The 24,016-nt window shown below is 76.4% G+C and carries 6 protein-coding genes; 5 read left to right on the forward strand and 1 reads right to left on the reverse strand.

Going from position 1 to position 24,016, the window contains the following annotated elements; all coding sequences use genetic code 11:
• From IE313_RS33015 to IE313_RS33030, 4 genes are all read left to right on the forward strand, one after another.
• Positions 1–3,196 (forward strand): type I polyketide synthase (locus tag IE313_RS33015; protein ID WP_189938806.1); only part of this gene is annotated, 3,196 nt, incomplete at its 5' end.
• A complete protein-coding gene (locus tag IE313_RS33020; protein ID WP_189938808.1) occupies positions 3,193–15,390 on the forward strand; it encodes a type I polyketide synthase in 12,198 nt (4,065 codons plus the stop codon). The genes IE313_RS33015 and IE313_RS33020, both read left to right, overlap by 4 nt.
• Before the next feature lie 48 nt (positions 15,391–15,438).
• On the forward strand, positions 15,439–20,460 hold the full coding sequence (locus IE313_RS36270; protein ID WP_444546259.1) for a type I polyketide synthase: 5,022 nt from the start codon (positions 15,439–15,441) through the stop codon (positions 20,458–20,460).
• The gene (locus tag IE313_RS33030; RefSeq protein WP_189938812.1) at positions 20,457–21,986 is read left to right on the forward strand and encodes an FAD-dependent monooxygenase; all 1,530 of its coding nucleotides are present in this window, start codon (positions 20,457–20,459) and stop codon (positions 21,984–21,986) included. Before IE313_RS36270 ends, IE313_RS33030 begins: the two co-directional genes overlap by 4 nt.
• A gap of 169 nt (positions 21,987–22,155) precedes the next feature.
• Here the strand turns inward: IE313_RS33030 and IE313_RS33035 are convergent, their stop codons facing one another.
• Positions 22,156–22,743 (reverse strand): allene oxide cyclase barrel-like domain-containing protein, encoded by a 588-nt coding sequence (locus IE313_RS33035; protein WP_189938814.1) that lies wholly within the window; start codon positions 22,741–22,743, stop codon positions 22,156–22,158.
• 239 nt (positions 22,744–22,982) lie between these two features.
• Between IE313_RS33035 and IE313_RS33040 the strand changes: the two genes are divergently transcribed.
• Positions 22,983–24,014, forward strand: a complete 1,032-nt coding sequence (locus tag IE313_RS33040) for a 3-oxoacyl-ACP synthase III family protein (RefSeq protein WP_189938816.1) — start codon at positions 22,983–22,985, stop codon at positions 24,012–24,014.
• Positions 24,015–24,016: the final 2 nt, after the last annotated feature.

The following is a 24,016-nucleotide window of genomic DNA, read 5'->3' on the forward strand; positions in this document are numbered from 1 at the left end:
CCACTTCCACCAAGGCATCACCACCCTCCACCACCAACACCACACCACCACCTACCTCGAACTCGCCCCCCACCCCGCCCTCACCAGCCTCATCACCGAAACCCACACCCACACCCAGGCGAACCCCAGCCCACACCCCGACACCACCGCCCTCGTCCCCACCGTCATCCCCACCCAACGCCACGACCGGCCGCAGGTGGCGACGCTCGTGCAGGCCGTCGTCACAGCGCACGTGCACGGGGCCGCGCCGAGCTGGCCGGAGTTCCTGGGCGGCGGCGGGACGGCACGCACGGTCGACCTGCCGACCTACGCCTTCCAGCGGCGGCGGTACTGGATCGATGCGGCGCCGCCGGCCGGGGACGCGCTCTCCGCGGGGCTCGACGACGCCGGGCACCCGCTGCTGGGGGCCGCGGTGGACCTCCCGGACGGTCAGGGCGTGGTCTTCACGGGCCGGTTGTCGCTGACCGCACAGCCGTGGCTGGGTGACCATGCGGTGCTCGGCACGGTGGTGCTGTCCGCGGGTGTGCTGGCGGACCTGGCGCTGCACGCCGGTGGCCGGGTCGGCTGTGACCGCCTGGAGCGGCTGGAGCTGGACGCGCCGCTCGTCGTGCCCGAGCAGGGCGCGGTGCAGGTGCGGGTGACCGTCGGGAGCGGTGGTGACGGGCGGTTGCCGGTGGCGGTGCACGCACGGCCGGAAGGCGTGGACGACGCGTCGTGGCAGCGCTACGCCACCGGAACGCTCGCTCCGGTGGCGGCCGGGGCCGCGGACGGGGGCGAGGTGCCGGGCACGCCGCCGGCCGGCGCGAGGTCCGTGGACGTACAGGGCCTGTACGAGAGGCTGGTGGCGGCCGGTCTCGGGCACGGCCCCGTCTTCCAGGGACTCGACTCGGTGTGGGAGCGGGACGGCGAGCTGTTCGTGGCGGCCGAGTTGCCCGAGGACACCGGCACGGACGGTTTCGGCGTGCATCCGGCACTGCTGGACGCCGTGCTGCACCCGGTGCTGCTCGGCGTGCCGGGGGCGGGCGGAGACCGGCCGCGGCTGCGCCTGCCCGGGACGCTGACGGGAGTCACCGTGTACGCCACGGGTGCCTCGAAGCTGCTGGCCCGGGTGCGGCCGGCCGGGCCGGACGCCGTGAGCGTGTGGTGCACGGACACCGGGGGCGCGCCGGTGGTGACGGTGGACTCGGTGGCGTTGCGGCCCGTGTCGCCGGAGCAGGTGCGCAGCGGCCGGGAGCGGCAGGACGCGTGGTTCGGGCTGGAGTGGCTGCCGGTGGTGGCGTCCGGCCGGGCCGTGGCCCCGGACTGGGCGGTGCTCGGCGACGGTGGGGACGGGGTCGGCGAGGAGGTGCCGGTCCACGCGGACGTGGCGGCGCTGAGCGCCGCCCTGGACGCCGGTGCTCCGGTGCCCGAGTGGGTGGTGCTGCCGCACGACGCGTCCGGCGCTGCGGATCCGGCGGCGGCGGCGCACCGCACGACGCACCGGATCCTGAAGGAGGTTCAGGACTGGCTCGCCGACGACCGGCTGGCCGGGGCGCGGCTCGCGGTGCTCACCGGGAACGCGGTGGCGGTGCGGGACGGCGAGGAGGTGGCCGACCTGGCCGGTGCGGCGGCGTGGGGTCTGCTGCGGTCCGCGCAGGCGGAGCACCCGGACCGTTTCCTGCTCCTCGACACGGACGGCCGGGCCGCCTCGCGCGGTGTCCTGTCCGCGGCGCTGGCCTGCGGTGAGCCGCAGGTGGCGGTGCGCGCCGGGGCGCTGCTCGCACCGCGCCTCACGCGGGCCCGGGCCGCGGCGGAGCACGGGGAGCCGGTGGGCCTCGATCCGGACGGGACGGTGCTGATCACCGGTGGTACGGGGCTGCTGGGTGGTCTGGTGGCCCGGCACCTGGTCGCCGAGCACGGGGTGCGGCACCTGCTGTTGACCAGCAGGCGGGGACCGGACAGCGAGGCGGCGCGGAAGCTGGAGGCCGAGCTGGCCGGCATGGGCGCCGAGGTCACCGTCGCCGCCTGCGACGCCGCGGACCGCACGGCGCTGGCCGGGCTGCTGGCGTCGGTGCCCGCGGCGCATCCCCTGACGGCGGTGGTGCACTCCGCCGGTGTCCTCGACGACGCGGTGGTCACCTCGCTGGACCCGGGGCGGTTGGACGCGGTGCTGCGGCCGAAGGCCGACGCGGCCTGGCACCTCCACCACCTCACCCGGGGACTGGACCTGAAGGCGTTCGTGCTGTTCTCCTCGGCGACCGGCACACTGGGCAACCCGGGACAGGCCAACTACGCGGCCGCCAACACGTTCCTGGACGCGCTCGCCCAGCACCGGCACGCGCTGGGGCTGCCCGCGACATCACTGGCCTGGGGGCTGTGGGACGCGGCGGGCGGCATGTCCGAGGAACTGGACGGGGCGGCGCGGGACCGGCTGGCGCGCGGCGGCATCGTGCCGCTCACCGCCGACGAGGGTCTCGCGCTGTTCAGTACGGCACTGGCCGAGGGCCGTCCGCTGCTGCTGCCGGTGCGGCTGGACGTGGCGGCGCTGCACGCGCAGGCCGGCGCGGCGCCCGTGCCGCCGGTGCTGCGGGCACTGGTGCGGGTGCCGGCGCGGCGGGCCGGCGCGGCGGGTCCGCCGCTGGCCGGGCGGCTGGCCGGCCTCTCCCCCGACGAGCAGCGGGCCGTGCTGCTCGACCTGGTGTGTGCTCAGGTCGCGGCCGTGCTGGGGCACGCGTCGGCGGATGCCGTCGACCCGGAGAGGGCCTTCAGGGACCTGGGGTTCGACTCGCTGATCGCGGTGCAGTTGCGCAACAGGCTGGGCACCGCCACCGGGCACCGGCTGCCCGCCACGCTGGCGTTCGACTACCCGACCCCGGCCGCGCTGGCGGAGTACCTGCGCGGCGAGCTGGTTGCAGGGGCGGACGGCGCGCACGCGCAGGTGCTGGCGGACCTGGAGCGTCTGGAGGGCGCCCTGCTGGCGATCCCGCCCGGCAAGGAGGCGCACGCGAGGGCCACCGCGCGCCTGCGTCTGGTGCTCAGGAGGCTGACCGGCGCCGTCGAGGCGACGCCGTCCGACGCGGGCGACGCGTTCCCCACCGACGCCGACCACGCCGACCACGCCGACCACGCCGACGACATGGCGTCGGTGACCGACGAAGAGCTCTTTGACGTCCTCGACAACGAGCTCGGTATCTCCGGAGTTGATGAGGTCCGATGAATGCTGTTTCGGGCGGGCAGGCCGCCACCGTGAACGAGGCGAGGCTGCGCGACTACCTCAGGCGTGCGACCGCGGACCTCAAGAGGGCGAACCGCCGGCTGCGTGACGCCGAGGCCAGGGAGCACGAGCCCATCGCGATCGTGTCGATGAGCTGCCGCTTCCCGGGCGGCGCCGGCTCCCCGGAGGAGTTGTGGCGGCTGCTGGCCGACGGCGCCGACACCATGGGGGAGTTCCCCGCGGCGCGCGGCTGGGACACGGAGGCGCTGTACGCGGCCGACCCGGACAGCACCGGCAGGACGTATGCGCGTGAGGGCGCCTTCGTCGGGGACGCGGACGCGTTCGACGCCGAGTTCTTCGGCGTCAACCCGCGCGAGGCGCTGGCGATGGACCCCCAGCAGCGGCTGCTGCTCGAGGCGTCGTGGGAGGTGCTTGAGCGGGCCGGCATCGTACCCGCCGATCTCAGGGGCCGCCCGGTGGGCGTGTTCACCGGCACCAACGGCCAGGACTACGCGCGGCTGCTGCTGGGCCACCTGGAGGCCGTCGAGGGGTATCTCGCGACGGGCAACTCGGCGAGCGTGGTGTCCGGCCGGGTGTCGTACGCGCTCGGTTTCGAGGGGCCCGCCGTCACACTGGACACGGCCTGCTCCGCGTCACTGGTCGCGATCCACCTGGCCTGCCAGGCACTGCGCAGCGGCGAGTGCGAAATGGTGCTCGCGGGCGGTGCGACGGTGATGGCGACGCCGACCGTCTTCACCGAGTTCAGCAGGCAGCGCGGGCTGGCCCCGGACGGCCGCTGCAAGGCGTTCGCGGCCGCCGCGGACGGCACCGGCTGGGGCGAGGGCGCCGGCGTGCTGCTGCTGGAGCGGCTGTCGGAGGCGCGCAGGAACGGGCATCCGGTGCTCGCGGTGATCCGCGGCACCGCCGTCAACCAGGACGGCGCGAGCAACGGCCTCACCGCCCCCAACGGCCCCTCCCAGCAGCGGGTGATCCGTGCCGCCCTGGCGGCGGCGGGCCTGGGCCCCGAGGACGTGGACGCCGTGGAGGGCCATGGCACCGGCACGACCCTCGGTGATCCGATCGAGGCACAGGCCCTGCTCGCCACGTACGGCAGGGACCGGCCCGCGGACCGGCCGCTGTGGCTCGGCTCGATCAAGTCCAACATCGGCCACACCCAGGCCGCCGCGGGTGTCGCGGGCATCATCAAGATGGTGCAGGCCATGCGGCACGGCGTGCTGCCGAGGACCCTGCACGTCGACGAACCGACCCCGCACGTCGACTGGAGCGCGGGCGGGGTCCGGCTGCTGACCGAGGCGACGCCGTGGCCGGCGAGTGACCACCCGCGGTGCGCTGCCGTGTCGTCGTTCGGCATCAGCGGCACCAACGCCCACGTCATCCTCCAGGAGGCGCCGCCCGCGCCTGTGCCGGCCGCCGCGCCCGAGGACGGCGGCACGGGGCAGGCCGCGGACGGGCCCGACCTCGGGGTGCCCCCCGGCGTGCCGCTGCCGCTGGTGGTGTCGGCACGCACCGAGGAGGCGCTGCGCGGGCAGGCGGCCCGGCTGCGGGACCTCGTCGGTTCCGCCGGCACCGGGGCCGAGCCGGCGGACCTGGCGTTCTCGCTGGCCACCACCCGCACCCACTTCGCCCACCGGGCGGCCGTGCTCGCCGCGGACGGCGCGGCGCTGCGCTCCGGCCTCGACGCGCTGGCCGCCGGTGAGAGCACGGGCCACCTGGTGCGGGGCGAGGTGCCCGGCGCCGGGGGCGGGGCCGCGAAGGGGCGCCGGGTCGCGTTCCTGTTCTCGGGGCAGGGCAGCCAGCGGCCGGGCATGGGCCGTGACCTGTACGAGGCGTTCCCGGTGTTCGCGGCCGCGCTCGACGAGGTGTGCGCCCTGCTCGACCCGCGGCTCGACCGGCCGCTGAAGCAGGTCATGTTCGCCGCCGCGGACAGCGCGGAGGCGGCGCTTCTCGATCTGACCGTGTACACCCAGGCCGCGCTGTTCGCGTTCGAGACGGCGCTGTTCCGGCTGCTGGCGCACTGGGGCGTGACGCCCGACGTGCTCATCGGGCACTCCGTCGGGGAGCTGACGGCGGCGCACGTCGCCGGGGTGCTGTCGCTGGCGGACGCCTGCACGCTGGTCGCCGCCCGCGGCCGGCTGATGCAGGAACTGCCCGCGGGCGGCGCCATGGTGGCGCTGGAGGCCGCCGAGGACGAGGTGCGTGCCTCACTCGGCGACCACGCCGGGGTCGACGTCGCCGCCGTGAACGGGCCCGCCGCCACCGTGGTCTCCGGTGACGAGGGCGCCGTTCTCGCGCTCGCCGCGGACTGGGCCGCGCGGGGCCGCAGGACGAAGCGGCTGGCCGTCAGCCACGCCTTCCACTCGGCGCGCATGGAGCCGATGCTGGCCGAGTTCCGCCGCGTCGCCGCCGGGCTCGACTTCCGGCGGCCCGAGATCCCCGTCGTCTCCAACCTCACCGGCACGCTCGCCGACCCGGAGCGGCTGCGCGCCGCCGACTACTGGGTCGACCACGTCCGCGGCGCCGTCCTCTTCCACCAGGGCGTGCGCTACCTGGCCGATCTGGGCGTGGCGACCTGCCTGGAACTCGGCCCCGACGCCACCCTGACGGCCATGGCCGCCGCCTGCCTCGCCGCCGGCCAGGACACGGGCGGCGCCGCCGCGCAGGCGGACACCGTCCTGCTCGCCGGCTGCCGCCGCGGCCGCCCCGAGACGCGCACGCTCATGGCCGCCGTGGCGGGCCTGCACGTGCAGGGCCACGGCGTCCGCTGGGCCGCGCTGCTCGGCGGGGCGCGGCGCGTCGAGCTGCCCACCTACGCCTTCCAGCGGCGCAGGTTCTGGCCGGACGTCTCCGCCGTCCTCGGCGACGTGTCGGCGGTGGGCCCTGGCCCGGCGGGCCATCCGCTGCTGAGCGCGACGATGTCGCTGGCCGCCACCGACGTCCACCTGCTGACCGGCCGGATCTCGGACGCCACCCATCCGATGCTGGCCGACCACGTGGTCCTCGGCAGTGTCCTGCTGCCCGGCACCGCCTTCGTCGAACTCGCCCTCCAGGGCGCCCGGCACGTCGGCTGCCAGGAGGTCGCCGAGCTCACGCTGCGGGCGCCGCTGGTGCTCGCGCCGCGGGCCGCGGTGCAGCTCCAGGTGCAGGTGGACGCCCCGGACGAGTCGGGCCGCCGCCCGGTCGCCATCCACTCGCGCCCGCACCCCGCCGGCGACACGGCCGCGGAGAGCGGCGCGTGGACGTGCCACGCCACCGGTCTGCTCGCGGCGGGCGCGCCCGCCGCGGCGGACACCGCCTTCGCCGCCGGTGCCTGGCCACCGCCCGGCGCCCGCGCACTGGACGTCGAAGGGCTCTACGCACGCTTCGAGGCCGCCGGCCTGTCCTACGGCCCGCACTTCCGCGGTCTGCGCGGCGCATGGCGGCTCGGCGACGACGTCTACGCGGAGGTCGCCCTCGACGAGGGTGCGGACGCCGACACCGGCCGCTACGGGCTGCACCCGGCGCTGCTGGACGCCGCGCTCCAGGCGGCCGTCCTGCACGACGACCCGGCCGGCGCGCCGCGGCGGCCGAAGCTGCCGTTCGCCTGGGCAGGCGTGTCGCTGCACTCGGCGGGCGCCGACCGGCTGCGGGTACGCGTCTCGGCCACCGGCCGGGACGAGGTGGCGCTGACGGTCGCCGACGCCGACGGCACACCGGTCGCCTCGGTCGGCTCGCTCACCGCGCGGCCGGTCAGCGCCGAACAGCTCGCGTCGGCGCGCACCGGCCACGACTGGCTGCTCCGGCTCGACTGGGTGCCCGCGCCGGACACCGGCACCGGGCCCGCCGCGGGGCGCTGGGCGGTGCTCGGCGACGACACCCCGGTGCCGGCCGGGGTCGACGCCGAGGGCTATCCGGACCTGGTGGCGCTGCGGGCGGCGATCGGCTCGGGCGCCCCGGTGCCCGATGTCGTGCTGGCCGCCTGCCCGCCCGCCGGCGGCGCCGATCCGGCTGCCGGGGCCCACCTCGCCGCCGTCCGGGCGCTGGGCCTCGTGCAGGAGTGGCTGGGCGGCGGGGCGCCCGCCGGGGCGCGGCTGGCCGTGCTGACCCGCGGCGCCGTCGGCACACGGGCCGGCGAGCCGGTCGCCGACCTCGCCGCCGCCTCGGTGTGGGGGCTGCTGCGCTCCGCGCAGACGGAGAACCCGGGCCGCTTCGTCCTGGTGGACCTGGAGGCCGGTGCGGCGGGCCGTGCCGCCGTCGACGTGCTGCCCGCCGCGCTGGCGGCCGGCGAGCCGCAGATCGCGGTGCGCGACGGGAAGCCGTGGGTGGCCAGGCTCGTGAGGGCGGGCGCGCCCGCGCTGGCCGTGCCGCGGGACGGCGGTCCCTGGCGGATCGACGTCGCCGCGCCGGGCACCGTCGACGACCTGGCGGTGGTGCCCGCCGAGGACGTGGCCGGGGAGCCGGCCGAGGGCCAGGTGCGCATCGCGGTGCGTGCCGCGGGGCTGAACTTCCGCGACGTGCTCATCGCGCTCGGCATGTACCCGGGCAGGGCTCTCGTCGGCAGCGAGGCCGCGGGCGTGGTCACCGGCGTCGGCCCCGGGGTGACCGGTCTGGTGCCGGGCGACCGGGTGATGGGGCTGTTCAGCGGCTGCATGGCCGACACGGCGGTCACCGACCACCGGATGCTGGTCCGGATCCCGGACGGCTGGTCGTTCGCCCAGGCCGCCACCACGCCGATCGCGTTCCTGACCGCGTACTACGGCCTGGTCGACCTGGGCGGGCTCCGGCCGGGGCAGCGGATCCTGATCCACTCGGCGGCCGGCGGCGTCGGCATGGCCGCGACCCAGCTCGCCCGGCACCTGGGCGCCGAGGTGTTCGGCACCGCGAGTCCTCCGAAGTGGGACGTCCTGCGCGGGGCGGGCCTGGACGACGCGCACATCGCGAACTCGCGGACACTCGACTTCGAGCGGCAGGTCATGGCCGCCACCGGCGGCGAAGGCGTCGACCTGGTGCTGGACTCGCTCGCCCACGAGTTCGTCGACGCCTCGCTGCGGTTGCTGCCGCGCGGCGGCCGGTTCCTGGAGATGGGCAAGTCCGACATCCGCGACGCCGAGCAGGTCGCGGGTGCCCGTCCCGGCGTCGCCTACCGTGCGTTCGACCTGATCGAGGCCGGGCCCGACCGGATGCACGAGATGTTCACGGCGCTGCTGGAGCTGTTCGACGCCGGGGTGCTGCGGCCGCTGCCCGTACTGGCCTTCGACATGGGCCAGGCACCCGAGGCGTTCAAGTTCATGAGCCAGGCCCGGCACACCGGCAAGCTGGCGCTGACACTGCCGCCCGCCCTCGACCCCGAGGGCACCGTCCTGGTGACCGGCGGCACCGGCGCGCTCGGCTCGGTGCTCGCCCGGCACCTCGTCACCCGGCACGGCGTCCGGCACCTGCTGCTCACCAGCCGCCGCGGCGCCGACGCCGCCGGGGCGGGCGAGCTGAGGGCGGAACTCACGGCGCTCGGCGCCGAGGTGACCGTGGCCGCCTGCGACGCCGCCGACCCCGGCGCCGTGGGCGACCTGCTCGCGGCCGTCCCGGACGACCGCCCGCTGACCGCCGTCATCCACACCGCGGGCGTCCTGGACGACACCACCGTGGGGGCCCTCACCCCGGAGCGGATCCACACGGTGCTACGGCCCAAGGCCGACGCGGCCTGGCACCTGCACCGGCTCACCCGGGGCCTCGACCTCGCCGCCTTCGTCGTCTACTCGTCCGTCGCCGGCACCCTCGGCGCCCCGGGGCAGGCCAACTACGCCGCCGCCAACACCTTCCTTGACGCCCTCGCCACCCACCGCCGCGCCCGGGGACTGCCCGCCACCTCGCTCGCCTGGGGCCTGTGGGCTCAGGCCGGCGGCATGGCCGGCGGCCAGGACGACGCGATCCGCGGCCGCCTCGGCCGCACCGGCCTGGTGCCGCTGCCGACGCCCGAGGCGCTGGCGCTCTTCGACGCGGCGCTGGCCGACCCGCGGCCGGTGCTGGTGCCGGCCGCTCTCGACGCGGCGACGCTCGCCTCCGCCGCGGACGCCGGTACCCTCCCGCCCGCGCTGCGCGCTCTGCTGGACGGCCGGACAGGCACCGCACCCCGCGCACAGGCCGCCCGGCGCGGCACCCCCTCGGCGCTGAAGCAGCGACTGGCCGGGCTCGGCGCCGCCGACCGCGACCATCTGCTGCTCCGGCTGGTGCGGGAGAACATCGCGGACGCGCTCGGCCACAGCACCGCGGACGCGGTACCGCAGGACCGCCCCTTCAAGGACCTCGGCTTCGACTCGCTGACCGCCGTCGAACTGCGCAACCGGCTCGGCAACGCGACCGGTCTCCAACTGCCCGCCACCCTCGTCTTCGACCACCCGACCGCGACCGCGCTCGCCGCCCACCTGGCCGAGCTGGTCGGTGGGGGCACGGCGGACGCCACCGCCGGGCCCGCACCCCGCGCGCTCGCCCCGGACGCCGGGGAGCCGATCGCGATCGTCGGCATGGCCTGCCACTACCCCGGCGGCGTGCACTCCCCCGACGACCTGTGGGACCTCGTCGCCGAGGGCCGCGACGGCATCACCGCCTTCCCCACCGACCGCGGCTGGCCCCTGGAGGGGCTCTTCGACCCGGACCCGGACCGGCCCGGCACCACCTACGTCAAGGAGGGCGGATTCCTGCACGACGCGGCCCTCTTCGACGCCGAGTTCTTCGGCATGAGCCCCCGTGAGGCGCTGGCCACCGACCCGCAGCAGCGGCTCCTCCTGGAGACCGCGTGGGAGACCCTGGAGGACGCCGGCATCGCTCCCGGCACCCTGCGCGGCAGCCAGACCGGCGTGTTCGTCGGGATGTCCGGCCAGCACTACGCGGCCGGCGCGGCGGGCACCCCGTCCGCGGTGGAGGGCTTCCTGCTGACGGGCACCACCAGCAGCGTCGCCTCAGGCCGCATCGCCTACACGCTCGGTCTGGAGGGCCCCGCCATCACCGTGGACACGGCGTGCTCCTCGTCGCTGGTCGCCCTGCACTCGGCCTGCCGGGCACTGCGCGGCGGCGAGTGCGACATGGCGCTGGCGGGCGGCGTCGCCGTGATGGCCGCTCCGGGCATCTTCATCGAGTTCAGCAAGCAGCGCGGCCTCGCCCCCGACGGGCGGTGCAAGCCGTTCGGGGCCGGCGCGGACGGCACTGGCTGGGGCGAGGGCGTCGGTCTCGTGCTCGTCGAGCGGCTCTCGGACGCCGAGCGCCTCGGCCACCGGGTGCTCGCCGTGGTGCGGGACTCCGCCGTCAACCAGGACGGCGCGAGCAACGGACTCACCGCCCCCAACGGCCCCTCCCAGCAGCGGGTCATCACCAAGGCCCTGGCCGGCGCCGGTCTGGCACCGTCCGACATCGACGCGGTGGAGGCGCACGGCACCGGCACCAGCCTCGGCGACCCCATCGAGGCACAGGCCCTGCTCGCCACCTACGGCAGCAAGCGGAGCGCCGATCGGCCGCTGTGGCTCGGCTCGATCAAGTCCAACATCGGCCACACCCAGGCCGCCGCCGGCATCGCGGGCGTCATCAAGATGGTCCAGGCGATGCGGCACGGGGTGCTGCCCAGGTCGCTCGGCTCCGAGGAACCCAGCCCGCACGTCGACTGGGAGTCCGGCGCCGTGCGGCTGCTCGACGAAGCCGTCGCCTGGCCCGACACCGGCCGCCCGCGCCGCGCCGCCGTGTCCGCGTTCGGCATCAGCGGCACCAACGCCCACGTCATCCTGGAACAGGCGCAGGCCGCGGACGACCGCGACGCCGCGCACGGCAACGCCGCCGCGGACGGCGACGGGGCGCCGCGGACGGCGGCCGTGCTGCCCTGGGCGGTCTCCGCCCGCACCGAGGAGGCGCTGCACGAGCAGGCCGGACGGCTCGCCGCGCACGTGCGCGCACACCCCGGGGCCACGCCGGAACAGGTGGCGCACGCGCTGGCGACCACCCGCGAGACGTTCGCGCACCGCGCCGTCGTCATCGGCCACGACCGCGAGGAGTTCCTGACCGGGCTGCACGCGCTCGCCGCCGGCGAACCCGGCTCGCTCCTGGTGCGGGGCGTGGCGGCCCCCGCACCCGGCCGTACCGTCTTCGTCTTCCCCGGGCAGGGCTCGCAGTGGGCGGGCATGGCGGTGGACCTGCTGGACGCCGCCGAGCGCTTCCCCGCGTTCGCGGAGCACCTGGGCGCCTGCGCCGAGGCGCTCGGGCGGTACACCGACTGGGACCTCGTCGACGTACTGCGCGGCGCACCGGGCGCGGCCGACCTCCAGCGGGTCGACGTGGTGCAGCCCGCGCTGTTCGCCGTGATGACCTCGCTCGCCCACCTGTGGATGGCGCACGGCGTACGGCCCGACGCGGTGATCGGGCACTCCCAGGGCGAGATCGCCGCCGCCTACGTCGCCGGCGGCCTCTCCCTGGACGACGCGGCCCGCGTGGTGGCACTGCGCAGCAGGGCGCTGACGGCGCTCGCCGGTACCGGCGCCATGGCGTCCGTGCCCGCGTCCGCCGCCGAGGTCGAGGAGGAACTGGCCGGATGGGGCGGGCGGATCAGCGTCGCGGCCGTCAACGGCCCGGCGGCCACCGTCGTCTCAGGCGACCCGGACGCCGTACGGGACCTCGTCGACGCCTACCGGGCCGGGGACGTGCGCGCCCGGATGATCCCCGTGGACTACGCCTCGCACTGCGCCCACATCGAGCCCATCCGCGACGAACTGCTGCGGCTGCTGGCCCCCGTCCGCCCCCGCACCGGCAGCGTGCCGTTCTACTCGACGGTCACCGGCGCGGAGCTGGACACGGCCGGGCTCGACGCCGCGTACTGGTACACCAACCTGCGGCAGCGGGTGCAGCTCGCGCAGGCCACCGCGGCACTGCTGGAGGGCGGCCACCGGCTGTTCGTCGAGGCGAGCCCGCACCCGGTGCTCACCTTCGGCCTGGAACAGAACTTCACGGGTGGCGCGGGCACCGGAAGCCAGGGCGGCGCCCGCGGCGCGGACGGTTCCGGCGGCGCGGACGGCTCCCGCGGCGGGGACCGCCAAGTCGCGGCCGTCGGGGCCGCGGCGGCCGTCGCGATCGGCACGCTCAGGCGTGACAGGGAGGGCCCGGCGGAGTTCCTCGCCGCACTGGCGCAGGCTCACGTGCACGGCACCGCCGTGGACTGGCCGAGCACCCTCCCGGCACCGCGGACCCCCGCAGCCGGCGTCCCGCTGCCCACCTACCCCTTCCAGCGGCGCAGGTACTGGCTGGAGCCGTCCGGTGCCGCCGGGGACGTCGGGTCGGCGGGCCTCGACGGCACCGGGCACCCGCTGCTGGGCGCGGCGCTCGCGCTCGCCGACGGTGCCGGACACGTCCTGACCGGACGTCTTTCGCTGCGCAGCCACCCGTGGCTGGCCGACCACACCGTCCTGGACACGGTCGTCCTCCCCGGCACCGCCTTCGTCGAACTCGCCCTGGGCGCCGCCGAGCAGGCCGGGGCCGGCGGGTGCACGCTGGAGGACCTGACGCTCCAGGCGCCGCTGGTGCTGGCGGCCGAGGACGCCGTCCAGCTCCAGGTCGTCGTCGACGCGCCCGACGGGGCGGGCCGGCGGACGCTCGCCGTGCACTCCCGGCCACAGGGCGCCACCGCCGACATCGCCTGGACCCGGCACGCCACCGGTCTGCTCGCCGGGACCGCGCCCGCCGCCCCCCAGCCGTCCGGCCCGACCGCCTGGCCGCCGCCGGGCGCCACCCCGGTCGACACCGGTGACCTATACCAGCGGTTCGCCGGGATCGGACTGGGCTACGGCCCCGTCTTCCAGGGCCTGCGGGCCGCGTGGCAGCAGGACGGGCAGTACTTCGCGGAGGTCGACCTGCCCGAGGACACCGAGGTGACGGGCTTCGGCCTGCACCCCGCGCTGCTGGACGCCGCACTGCACACCGTGGCCCTGTCGGTGGCCGGTTCCAAGGACCTGCCGGCGGCCGGGCCGGGGGCGGGGGGCGGGGCGCTGCTGCCGTTCTCGTGGAGCGGTGTCACGCTGCACGCCACCGGCGCAAGGACGCTGCGGGTGCGGATCGCGCCCGCGGGCGAGGGCGCGGTCGCGCTGGAGGCGGCGGACGGCACGGGCGCGCCGGTCGCCTCCGTGGCGGCGCTGCGACTGCGGCCCGTCGACGCGGCGCAGCTCGCGCCCGCCGGCCGCTCGGGAGCGCTCTACCGGTTGGACTGGGTGCCGCTGACGGTGCCGCAGGCACCGGGGCGCGGCGCGTGGGCCGTCCTCGGCGAGCTGCCCGCCGCACTCCTCCCGGACGGCACCGCGGTGGACGGCTACCCCGATCTGGCCGCGCTGCGCAAGGCGGTCGAAGCGGGCGATCCGGCCCCCGAGCTGGTCCTCGCGGCGCCCGCCGTGGAGCCGGGCCCGTCGCCCGCCGCGGCGGCACGGGCCGCGGCCTCGCAGGTCCTCGCCCTGGTCCAGGGCTGGCTGGCCGACGAGCGGCTCGCCGCCGCCCGGCTGGTCGTCGTCACCCGGGGCGCGGTCGCCGCGGGCGACGGCTCCGGCGCGGCGGACCTGGCCGGCGCCTCGGTATGGGGCCTGGTGCGCAGCGCCCAGTCGGAGAACCCCGGCCGGTTCGTGCTGCTGGATGCCGAGAACACCTCCGACACGGCCGCCACCACGTCAGCGGCAGCCGCGCCCGGCACCACCCGCACCACCGCAATCACCGCACTCACCGGCACCACCGACGTGTCGGCCGTGGTCGCCGGGGCGCTGGCGACGGACGAGCCGCAGATCGCGGTCAGGGCCGGTCAGGCGTTCGTCCCCCGGCTCGCCAAGCCGGCGCCCGAGGACGCCCGGACGGGACAGGGCGGGGTGCTCGACCCGGAGCGCACCGTCCTCGTCACCGGCGGCACCGGCACCCTCGGCGCCCTCGTGGCGCGCCACCTGGTCACCCGGCACGGCGTGCGGCACCTGCTGCTGACCAGCCGCCGCGGCCCGGACGCGCCCGGCGCGCGGGAGCTGGCCGCCGAACTGACCGGCCGAGGCGCCCAGGTCACCGTCACCGCCTGCGACACCGCGGACGCCGGGGACGTCGGGAAGCTGCTCGCGCAACTCCCGCCGGAGCGCCCGCTGACCGCCGTCGTCCACGCCGCGGGCGTCCTGGACGACGCCACCGTGGGGGCCCTCACCCCGGACCGCCTGGACACCGTCCTGCGGCCCAAGGCCGACGCCGCCTGGAACCTGCACGAGGCCACCGCCGGCAGCGGACTCGCGGCGTTCGTCCTCTTCTCGTCCCTCGCCGGCACCCTCGGCGCCCCGGGGCAGGCCAACTACGCCGCCGCCAACACCTTCCTGGACGCCCTCGCCACCCACCGCCGCGCGCAGGGGCTGCCCGCCACCTCGCTCGCCTGGGGCCTGTGGGCGGAGGGTTCCGGCATGACGGGCCATCTGAAGGACGCCGACAGCGGCCGGATGAACCGCGGCGGCCTCGCACCGCTGGCGACCGACGACGCGCTCGCGCTGCTGGACGCCGCACTGGCCGGCGGGGACCCGCTGGTGCTGCCCGCGCGGCTGGACACCGCGGCCCTGCACCGGCAGGCGGCCGCCGGGGTGCTGCCGCCGGTCCTGCGCGGCCTGGTGCGCACCCCGGCCCGGCGCGCCGAGTCCGGCGGCGCCGCCCTGCCGCAGCGCCTGGCCGGCCGCACCGGGGCCGAGCAGCACCGCATCGTGCTGGACGCGGTCCGCGCCCAGATCGCCGCGGTCCTCGGCCACGACACACCGGCCGGCATCGAACCGGAACGCGCCTTCAAGGAGATGGGCTTCGACTCGCTGATGGCGGTGGAGCTGCGCAACCGCCTCGGCGCCGTCACCGGCCTGCGGCTGCCCGCCACGCTCGTCTTCGACCACCCGACGGCCGATGCGCTGGCCGGATACGTGCGGGGCGAGATCGCACCGGGCGAGGTGTCCGCGTCCGCCGCGGTGCTGGCCGACCTCGACCGTATCGAGGCGGCACTGGCGGCGCTCGCGCCCGACGGCGACGGGAGCGCGCAGGTCACCCGCAGGCTCAGGTCGCTGACGGAGCGCTTCGCCGGGCCCGAGGAGGCCGCGGACGACGGCGCGGGAAGCGTCCGCGAGCAGATCGAGGCGGCATCCGCCGAGGAGATCTTCGACTTCATCGACAGGGAGCTGGGCGACGGCTGACCGCCCGCGGGAACACCGCACCGGCCCGTACGCACCGGCTCACAGGGACTGAGAGAGATGACCGACCAGACGAACGAGAAGAAACTCGTCGACTACCTCAAGCGGGTCACCGCCGAACTGCACGAGACCCGGCAGCGGCTGGCCCAGGCCGAGGCGGTGCGCCGCGAGCCGATCGCGATCGTCGGCATGGCCTGCCGCTACCCGGGCGGGGTGCGGGACCCCGAGGACCTGTGGCGGCTGGTGTCGGAGGGCACCGACGCGGTCTCGGCCTTCCCCGGCGACCGCGGCTGGGACCCGGGCCTGCACCACCCCGACCCGGAGCACCCCGGCACGTCCTACGCGCGCGAAGGCGGCTTCCTCTACGACGCCGCCGACTTCGACGCGGAGTTCTTCGGGATCAGCCCGCGCGAGGCCATGGCGATGGACCCGCAGCAGCGGCTGCTGCTCGAAGTCGCCTGGGAGGCCCTGGAGCGCGCCGGCATCGACGCCCATGCGCTGCGCGGCACGCCGACGGGTGTGTTCGCGGGCGTGATGTACGGGGACTACGGCGCACGGCTGATGGGCTCCGGCGGCGGCGCGTACGAGGGCCTGCTCGGCAACGGCAGCGCGGGCAGCATCGCCTCGGGACGCGTCTCCTACGCGCTCGGCCTCGAAGGCCCCGCGGTCACCGTCGACACGGCGTGCTCGTCGTCGCTGGTGGCACTGCACCTGGCCTGCCAGGCGCTGCGCGCCGGCGAGTGCGACACGGCGCTCGCGGGCGGGGTGACCGTGATGGCCACTCCGACGCTGTTCGTCGAGTTCAGCAGGCAGCGCGGCATGGCACCGGACGGCCGCTGCAAGTCGTTCTCTGCGGACGCGGACGGCGCGGGCTGGTCCGAGGGCGTCGGCCTGGTCGCGCTGGAGCGTCTTGCGGACGCCCGGCGGCACGGGCACCGGGTGCTCGCCCTCGTCACGGGCTCGGCGGTCAACCAGGACGGCGCGAGCAACGGCCTGACGGCGCCCAACGGCCCTTCCCAGCAACGGCTGATCCACCAGGCCCTGCGGGCGGCGCGGCTGTCCCCGGCGGACGTCGACGTGGTGGAGGCACACGGCACGGGCACCAGCCTCGGCGACCCCATCGAGGCGCAGGCCCTGCTCGCCGTCTACGGCAGGAACCGGCCCGCGGACCGGCCGCTTCGGCTCGGCTCGATCAAGTCCAACATCGGCCACACCCAGGCCGCCGCGGGCGTCGCGGGGGTCATCAAGATGGTGCAGGCGATGCGGCACGGCGTGCTGCCGAGGACCCTGCACGCCGAGCGCCCCTCGCCGCACGTCGACTGGAGTACGGGTGCCGTCTCGCTGCTCACCGAGGAGGCGCCCTGGCCGGCCGCTGACCGGCCGCGGCGGGCCGCCGTGTCGTCGTTCGGCATCAGCGGCACCAACGCCCACCTCATCCTGGAGGCGGCGCCGGAGGCGGCCGCGGCGGCACCGGCGGCCACCGGGAGCGCGGCGGGAGCGGAGTACGCGGCGGGAGCCGCGCAGGGTGCCGACGTACCGGCGCCCTGGGTGGTCTCCGCCGCGAGCGCGGGCGCGCTGCGCGCCCAGGCCGAGCGGCTGCGCGCCTTCGTGGTGGACCGCCCCGAGCTGTCCGCCGACGACATCGGCCGCTCGCTGGCCACCACCCGCGCCGCACTCACGCACCGCGCGGTCGTCATCGCCGGGCACCGCGACGAGTTCCTCCAGCGCCTCGGCTTCCTCGCCGGGGACCAGCCGGCGGGCAACGTCGTCCGGGGCACCGCGTCCGCCGGCCGGCTGGCGTTCCTGTTCTCCGGGCAGGGCTCGCAGCACCACGGCATGGGCCAGGGCCTGTACGCCGCGTTCCCCGCCTTCGCCCGCGCGCTCGACGAGGTGTGCGCGCTGCTGGACCCGCACCTCGAACGGCCCCTGAAGGCCGTGATGTGGCCCACCCGCGGCACCCGGGACGCCGCACTGCTCGACGAGACCGCCTACACGCAGGCCGCCCTGTTCGCCGTGGAGGTCGCCCTCTTCCGGCTCTTCGAGCACTACGGCCTCACGCCCGACTACGTGATGGGCCACTCCATCGGCGAGCTGGCCGCCGCGCACGCGGCCGGCGTGCTCACCCTCGCCGACGCCTGCACCCTGGTCGCCGCGCGCGGCAGGCTGATGCAGCGGCTGCCCGAGGGCGGCGCGATGGTCTCCGTGCAGGCACCCGAGGCGGACGTACGGGCCGCCCTCGACGCCTGCGGGAAGGAGGGGGCCGCGGCGCCCGGGATGGCGGTGGCCGCCGTCAACGGGCCCGCCTCCACCGTCGTCTCCGGCGACGAGGACGCCGTCCTCGCGCTCGCCGCCGCCTTCGCGCAGCGCGGCTGCAAGACCCGGCGGCTGCGGGTCAGCCACGCCTTCCACTCGCCGCGGATGGCGCCCATGCTCGCGGAGTTCGCGGCGGTGGCCGAGAGCCTCGTGCACCACCCGCCGCGCATCCCCGTGGTGTCCAACCTCACCGGCAGGGTGGCCACCGCCGAGGAGATCGGCGACCCCGGGTACTGGGTGGCGCACGCACGGGACGCGGTCCGCTTCGCCGACGGGGTGGCCGCGCTGCGCGCCGAGGGCGTGGCCACCTGCCTCGAACTGGGCCCGGACGCCGTCCTGACCCCGATGGCCGCGGCCTGCCTCACCGCGGGACCGGACGGCGGCTCGAACACGGACGCGAACGCAGACGCGGACGCGGACACCGCGGCGGTACCGGTGCCCGCGCTGCGCGCCCGCCGTCCTGAGACCCAGACGTTCCTGGGCGCGCTGGCCCACGCCCACACCCGGGGCCGTCCGGTCGACTGGGCCGCGTTCTTCGCCGAGCGCGGTGCCCGCACCGTCGAGCTGCCCACCTACGCCTTCCGGCACCGCCGCTACTGGATCGACGCACCGCCCGCCGGGACGGCCGCGGCCGGGGCCAGGGCGGACGGGGCCCGGGCGGACGGGGCGGAGTTCTGGAGCGCCGTGGAGCAGGAGGACCTGGAGGGCCTCGCCGCCGCTCTGGAGGTCGGCGGCGAGGGCCGCGCGGCACTGAAGACGCTCCTCCCGGCCCTCGCCGCCCACCGGCGCAGTGGCCGGCGGCACTACCGCACCGTCTGGGAGCCGCTGGCCGCCCCGACCGGACGCCCCGAGGGCACCTGGCTGGTACCGGTCCCGGCGCCGGAGGCCGGACCGGGCGACGACACGACCGGCGACACGACCGGCGGACCGACCGGGCGAACGGCCGATGACGCGGCCGGGGCACCGACCGGCGGACAGGTCGGCGAACTGCTGGGCGCGCTGGCCGCCCAGGGCCTGCGCATCGTGCCGTTCGAGGTACCGGTGGCGGGCCGGGACGGTGCGGGTGCCGGTGCGGACGGCGGTGCGGGTGCCGGTGCGGACGGCGGTACCGAGTTGGGGCGGCGGCTGCGGGAGCGGCTCGCCGCGGAGCCGCCCGTCGACGGCGTGCTGTCCCTGCTGGCCCTGTCCGGCGCTCGCCCGGCCGCCGGTCACGGCACCGCCGCGGCAGCGCCCGAGGGCACCGGCGGCATTCGCCAGGATCCCGCTCCCCGTCTCACCGCCACCCTCGCCCTCGTCAAGGCCCTGGGCGAGGCGGGTGTGACGGCGCCGCTGTGGATCGCCACCAGCGGCGCCCGCGCGGTCCTGCCCCAGGACGCTCCCGACGACATCCCCCAGGCGGCCCTGTGGGGCCTGGGCCAGGCGCTCGCCGCCGACCTCCCGGGGCTCCGCCTCGGCCTGCTCGACCTTCCGCACCGGCCCGCGGACGGCACCGCGCGGTGGCTGGCCGCCCTGCTGGCGGCGGACGGCACGGAGCGCCAGGTCGCCCTGCGCCCCGCCGGCCTCTTCGCGCGCCGCCTGGTGCCCGCCGCGCTGCCGCGGGACCCCGGCGCGGCCGACGACTGGCGGCCGCACGGCACGGTGCTGGTCACCGGTGCGGCCACCGAACTGGGCGCCGGCACCGCGCGCTGGGTCGCCGGACACGACGGGGCGCACGTCCTGCTGCCCCTAGCCGCCGAGGACGCCGGGCACCCGGAGGTCGCCCGGCTCCGCACGGACCTCGGCGACCGGGTGCGCGCCGTCACCTGCGACCTGACAGACCGCCGCGCGGTGGCGGACCTGCTGGCCGTGGTGCCCGCCGACCGGCCGCTGACCGCGGTCCTCCACGTCACCGCGGACGCCGGCCCCGCACGTCCCGTGACCGCCGGCGGGATCGGGCGGGGCCTGACCGAACAGGCCGCGGGCGCCCATCTGGACGCCCTGACCCGTGCACCGTCCGGCGCCGGCGGCGTGCCGCTGTTCGTCACCGTCTCCCTGCTGTCCGGTGCCCTCGGGCTCCCCGGTCTCGGCAACCCGGCACCCGGGCACGCGGCGCTCGACGCCGTCATGGCGCACCGGGCCGCCGCCGGGGCACCGGCGCTGTCACTGCGGGTGGCACCTTTCACCGAGCGGCACACCGCGACCCCGTTCCCGTCCGCGGTCCGCCCGGCACCGGCGGCTGCCGTGACCGCGCTCATCGGGCGGGCGCCCGCGCTGGCCGGCCGGTCGCTGGTCGTCGCCGACATCGACTGGGAGCGCCTGGTGCCGCAGCTCGGCACCGACCCGGCACCGGCACTGCTGCGCGGCGTCCCGGCGGCCCGCCGGGTGCTGGACGCCGTCGAAGCCGCCCCCGCGCCGACCGCGCCGCGGCTTCTCGAACTGCCGCCCGGCGAACTCCTCCAGGCGCTGCTCGACCTGATCAGGGCGCAGGCCGCGGCCGTGCTCGGCCGTCCGGGCCCCGAGTCCATCGGCCCCGACGACGACTTCCTGGGCATGGGGTTCTCCTCGTTCACCGCGCTGGAGCTGACCACCCGGATGCGCACCGCCGGGGTGGACGTCAAACCCACCGCGCCCTTCGACCACCCGACCCCCGCCGCGCTCGCGCGCCTGCTGCACGCCGAGCTGGCCGGCGCCGACGGTGCCACCGGCGGCGCGGCCCGCGACGCCGCGACCTCCGACACCGCGGCCTCCGACACCCCGTACCGACAAGGAGTCTCCTCATGACCGAACCCGTACTCATCGCCGGTGGCGGACCCGTCGGCATGATGCTGGCCTGCGAACTGGGCCTGGCGGGCGTGCCGGTCCTCGTCCTGGAGCGGCTGGCGGCGCCGAACGAGCGGTCGCGGGGCATGGCCGTGAACTCGGCGGTGGTGGAACTCCTCGCCCAGCGCGGTCTGATGGAGTCGCTCGCGGGCGACGGCTTCGAGTTCCCGCGGGCGCACTTCGCCCACATCTTCCTGGACCCGGAGCGCCTCGGCACCCGCCACCCGTACACCTTCGCCGTGCCGCACTCCAAGGTCGAGCTGCGCCTGGCGCAGCGGGCCGAGGCGCTGGGCGTGACGATCCGGCGGGACGCCGAACTCGTCAGCCTCGACCAGGACGCGCGGGGCGTCACGGCCGTCGTCCGGGCGGCGGACGGCACCGAGGAGCGCGTCGGCGGGTCGTACCTGGTGGGCTGCGACGGCGGTGACAGCGCGGTGCGCCGTCTGGCGGGCATCGGCTTCCCCGGCGTCGACAGCGCCTTCCACGGGATCACCGGCGACATCGCGGTCGAAGGCGGTGACAAGCTCTTCGAGCTGCTCGGCTTCCACCAGCACGACGCCGGCTTCTTCACCGTGGCGCCCGCGGGCCCCGACCTGCTGAGGGTGACGACCGGCGAGTTCGACCGCGAGGTCGCGCCCGACACCCCGCTCACCCGCGACGACCTCTACGCGGCGCTGGAGCGGATCACGGGCATCGGCCTGGACACCGGCACCGCGCGGTGGCTGGCGCACTGGTACGCGCCCACCCGGCAGGCCGAGCGGTACCGCGCGGGACGGGTGCTGGTGGCCGGTGACGCCGCGCACGTGCACTTCCCGCTCGGCGGCCAGGCCCTGAGCACCGGTCTGGAGGACGCGGTGAACCTGGGCTGGAAGCTGGCCGCGGAGGTCCGGGGCCGCGCCCCGGAGGGGCTGCTCGACACCTACCACGCCGAGCGGCACCCGGTCGGCGCCCGCGCCTGCCGCACCACCCGCGCCCAGATGGCGCTGATGCACCCGATGGACCGGGTCGGGCCGCTGCGGGACGTGTTCACCGAACTGGTGCGACTGGACGAGGTCAACGCGTACCTGGTGGAGATGGCCGGCGGCCTCGACGTCCGCTACCCGTTCGCCTGCCCCGACGGGGCCGCCGGGGCCGAGCCGCACCCGCTGCTGGGCACCCGGCTGCCCGATGCGCCGCTGGTCACCGGGGACGGGGCGACATCGGTGTACCGGCTGCTGCACAGCGGCCGCGGGGTGCTCCTCGACCTGTCCGGGGCGGGCGCTCCCCCGGCGCCCTCGGGGCCCGGCGTGCGCCGCCGGGCCGAGGCGGCGGCCGGCTGGAGCGACCGGGTGGCGGTGGCCGTCGCCGAGCCGACCGACGAGATCGGGGCGGCCGCCCTGCTGCTGCGTCCGGACGGCCGGGTGGCCTGGGCGGTGGCGGACGCGGCAGCGGACGCCTCACCGGCGACGGCCCTGCGCACCTGGTTCGGGGCGCCCACCGCCTCCTGACGGCTCACCGGAACACCGGAAAGGGCCACGCGGCGCCGCGTGGCCCTTCCGTTTCGTTCCCGCCGCTGCGGCGGGAACCGGCCGCGACCACCCGGCGAGCCGGCGGCGGCCGGTACGCGCACGGGCACCCCCGCACCCGTACGCGTACGTGTACCCGTGTCGCGCGCGTTCAGCAGACCGCGAAGGAGATGGCGTAGCTCGGCGGCTTCTGGGTCGGGTCGCCGATGGTGATGGTGGCGTATCCCGACTTGCCCTCGTAGCGCCCGCTGACGCCGGTGACCTGGAGGATCTGGGTCATGCCGCGCATCATCGCGTGCACGTCGAGCAGGCCGCTGCTCTCGTAGCTGCCGTCGGCCAGCTCGACGGTGCTCCGGTGGATCTGCCACATGTGCGGGGTCATGGAGAGCACCACCGCGCTGCTGGTGGACTTGCCGATCTCGGTGCCCCCGGCGTCGAGGATGGCGTCCTCGTAGTCGACGGTGGTGCCGAGGCCCTCCTGGCCGCCGTCGTTGATCCGGAGCTTGAGGATCTTCTCGGTGAGGCCGTCCCGGGCGACGCACGCGGCGACCGCGTCGTCGACGGTGTCGCGGCCCGCCACGTAGCGACCGGCCCTGGTGGCCGCCGCGACCGCGAGGGCCCTGATGTCCACCGGGCCGGGATCGGGCTCCGCCTGCTGGAACGCGGCACCGGAGTTGACCGCCCGCTCGTCGATGCCCGCGGTGTTCTTGGCCTGCGCGCCGTTGTCGGCCGTCGTCATTTCAGCTCCAGACGTGATCGCGGTCCCGGAATTCCCGTGTGCTGCTCCGGATTCCTGCATGCCTTGTGTTCACCGTCCACCGTGCGGCTAAAGCGCAGCTAAGCCGGGACTTCCGGCTTTCTGTTCGCAGCGGCGGAAAAGCGGTTCGGAGGGGCTGTGCGCCCGCTTTCGGACTAGAACGGCTTTAGCCGGTTGACCCAGGATGACCGGGAGTGGCCGCGAGGAAAGAAAGGCGCAGGATGCACTCTCCCGACATCCATGTCCGCTCGGTCGGGACCGCCCTGCCGGGCCCCGCCGTCGACAACGCCGCACTCGCCAGGCGGTTCCGCATGCCCAGCGCCTGGGAGCAGTGGATCGACGCCTTCGTGGGCACCCGCAGGCGGCACTTCGCGATCGATCTGGACACCGGCGAGATCCGGCACACCCCGGCCGACCTCGGCGAGCAGGCCGGCCGCCGCGCCCTTGAGGCCGCCGGGATCGGCCCTGGTGACGTGGACCTCATGGTGATGGGCACCTCCTCTCCCGAGATGCTGATGCCCGCGACCGTGAACGTGATCGCCGACCGGCTCGGCATCGACGGCATCCCGGCCTACCAGTTGCAGTCCGGCTGCACCGGCGCGTTCCAGGCCCTCGACGTCGCCCACCAGATGCTGAGCACCGGCCGGCACCGCACCGCACTGGTGCTCGGCACCGAGTCCTGCGCCAAGCACTTCGACGTCACCGCCGACGTCGCCGCCCTGCCGCCCGCCGAGCAGATCAACGGTGTGCTGTTCGGGGACGGCGCGGGGGCCGCGGTGCTGAGCACGGAGCCGGGACCCGACCCGGTGGTGCTGCGGCACGTGTTCTGCACCCTCGTCGGCCTCGGCCGGCCGCCCGGGCAGATCGTCGAGTGGTTCGGCAGGGCCGACCGCCACTCGCAGCGGCCGCCGGTGGTCGAGGACTACAAGGCGATCGAGGAGTCCGTGCCGGGCCTCGCCGCCGACGTCCTCGCGGAGCTGCTCGACCACCTGGACTGGAAGGAGGACGAGATCGACTACCTGCTTCCGCCGCAGCTCTCCGGCGTGATGACCGCCAGGATCACCGCCCGCCTCGACGTCCCGAACGCGCACGAGGTCTCCTGTGTCACCGAGACCGGCAACACCGGCAACGCCCTGCCCTTCTTCCAGCTCGAACGCGCCCTGCCCCGCATGATCGCGGGTGACCGCGCGGTGGGGATCTCCGTCGAGTCGAGCAAGTGGATCAAGGCGGGCCTCGGACTGGAGAAGGTCTGATC

Origin of the sequence: Streptomyces sulfonofaciens, from assembly GCF_014656295.1 — a bacterium.
Lineage (GTDB): Bacteria > Actinomycetota > Actinomycetes > Streptomycetales > Streptomycetaceae > Streptomyces > Streptomyces sulfonofaciens.

What these genes read in the sequence shown, in the direction of transcription:
- IE313_RS33020 (WP_189938808.1), top strand. Translation starts at nt 3,193, where the DNA reads ATGAATGCTGTTTCGGGCGGGCAGGCCGCCACCGTGAACGAGGCGAGG.
- IE313_RS33030 (WP_189938812.1), top strand. Translation starts at nt 20,457, where the DNA reads ATGACCGAACCCGTACTCATCGCCGGTGGCGGACCCGTCGGCATGATG.
- IE313_RS33035 (WP_189938814.1), bottom strand. Translation starts at nt 22,743, where the DNA reads ATGACGACGGCCGACAACGGCGCGCAGGCCAAGAACACCGCGGGCATC.
- IE313_RS33040 (WP_189938816.1), top strand. Translation starts at nt 22,983, where the DNA reads ATGCACTCTCCCGACATCCATGTCCGCTCGGTCGGGACCGCCCTGCCG.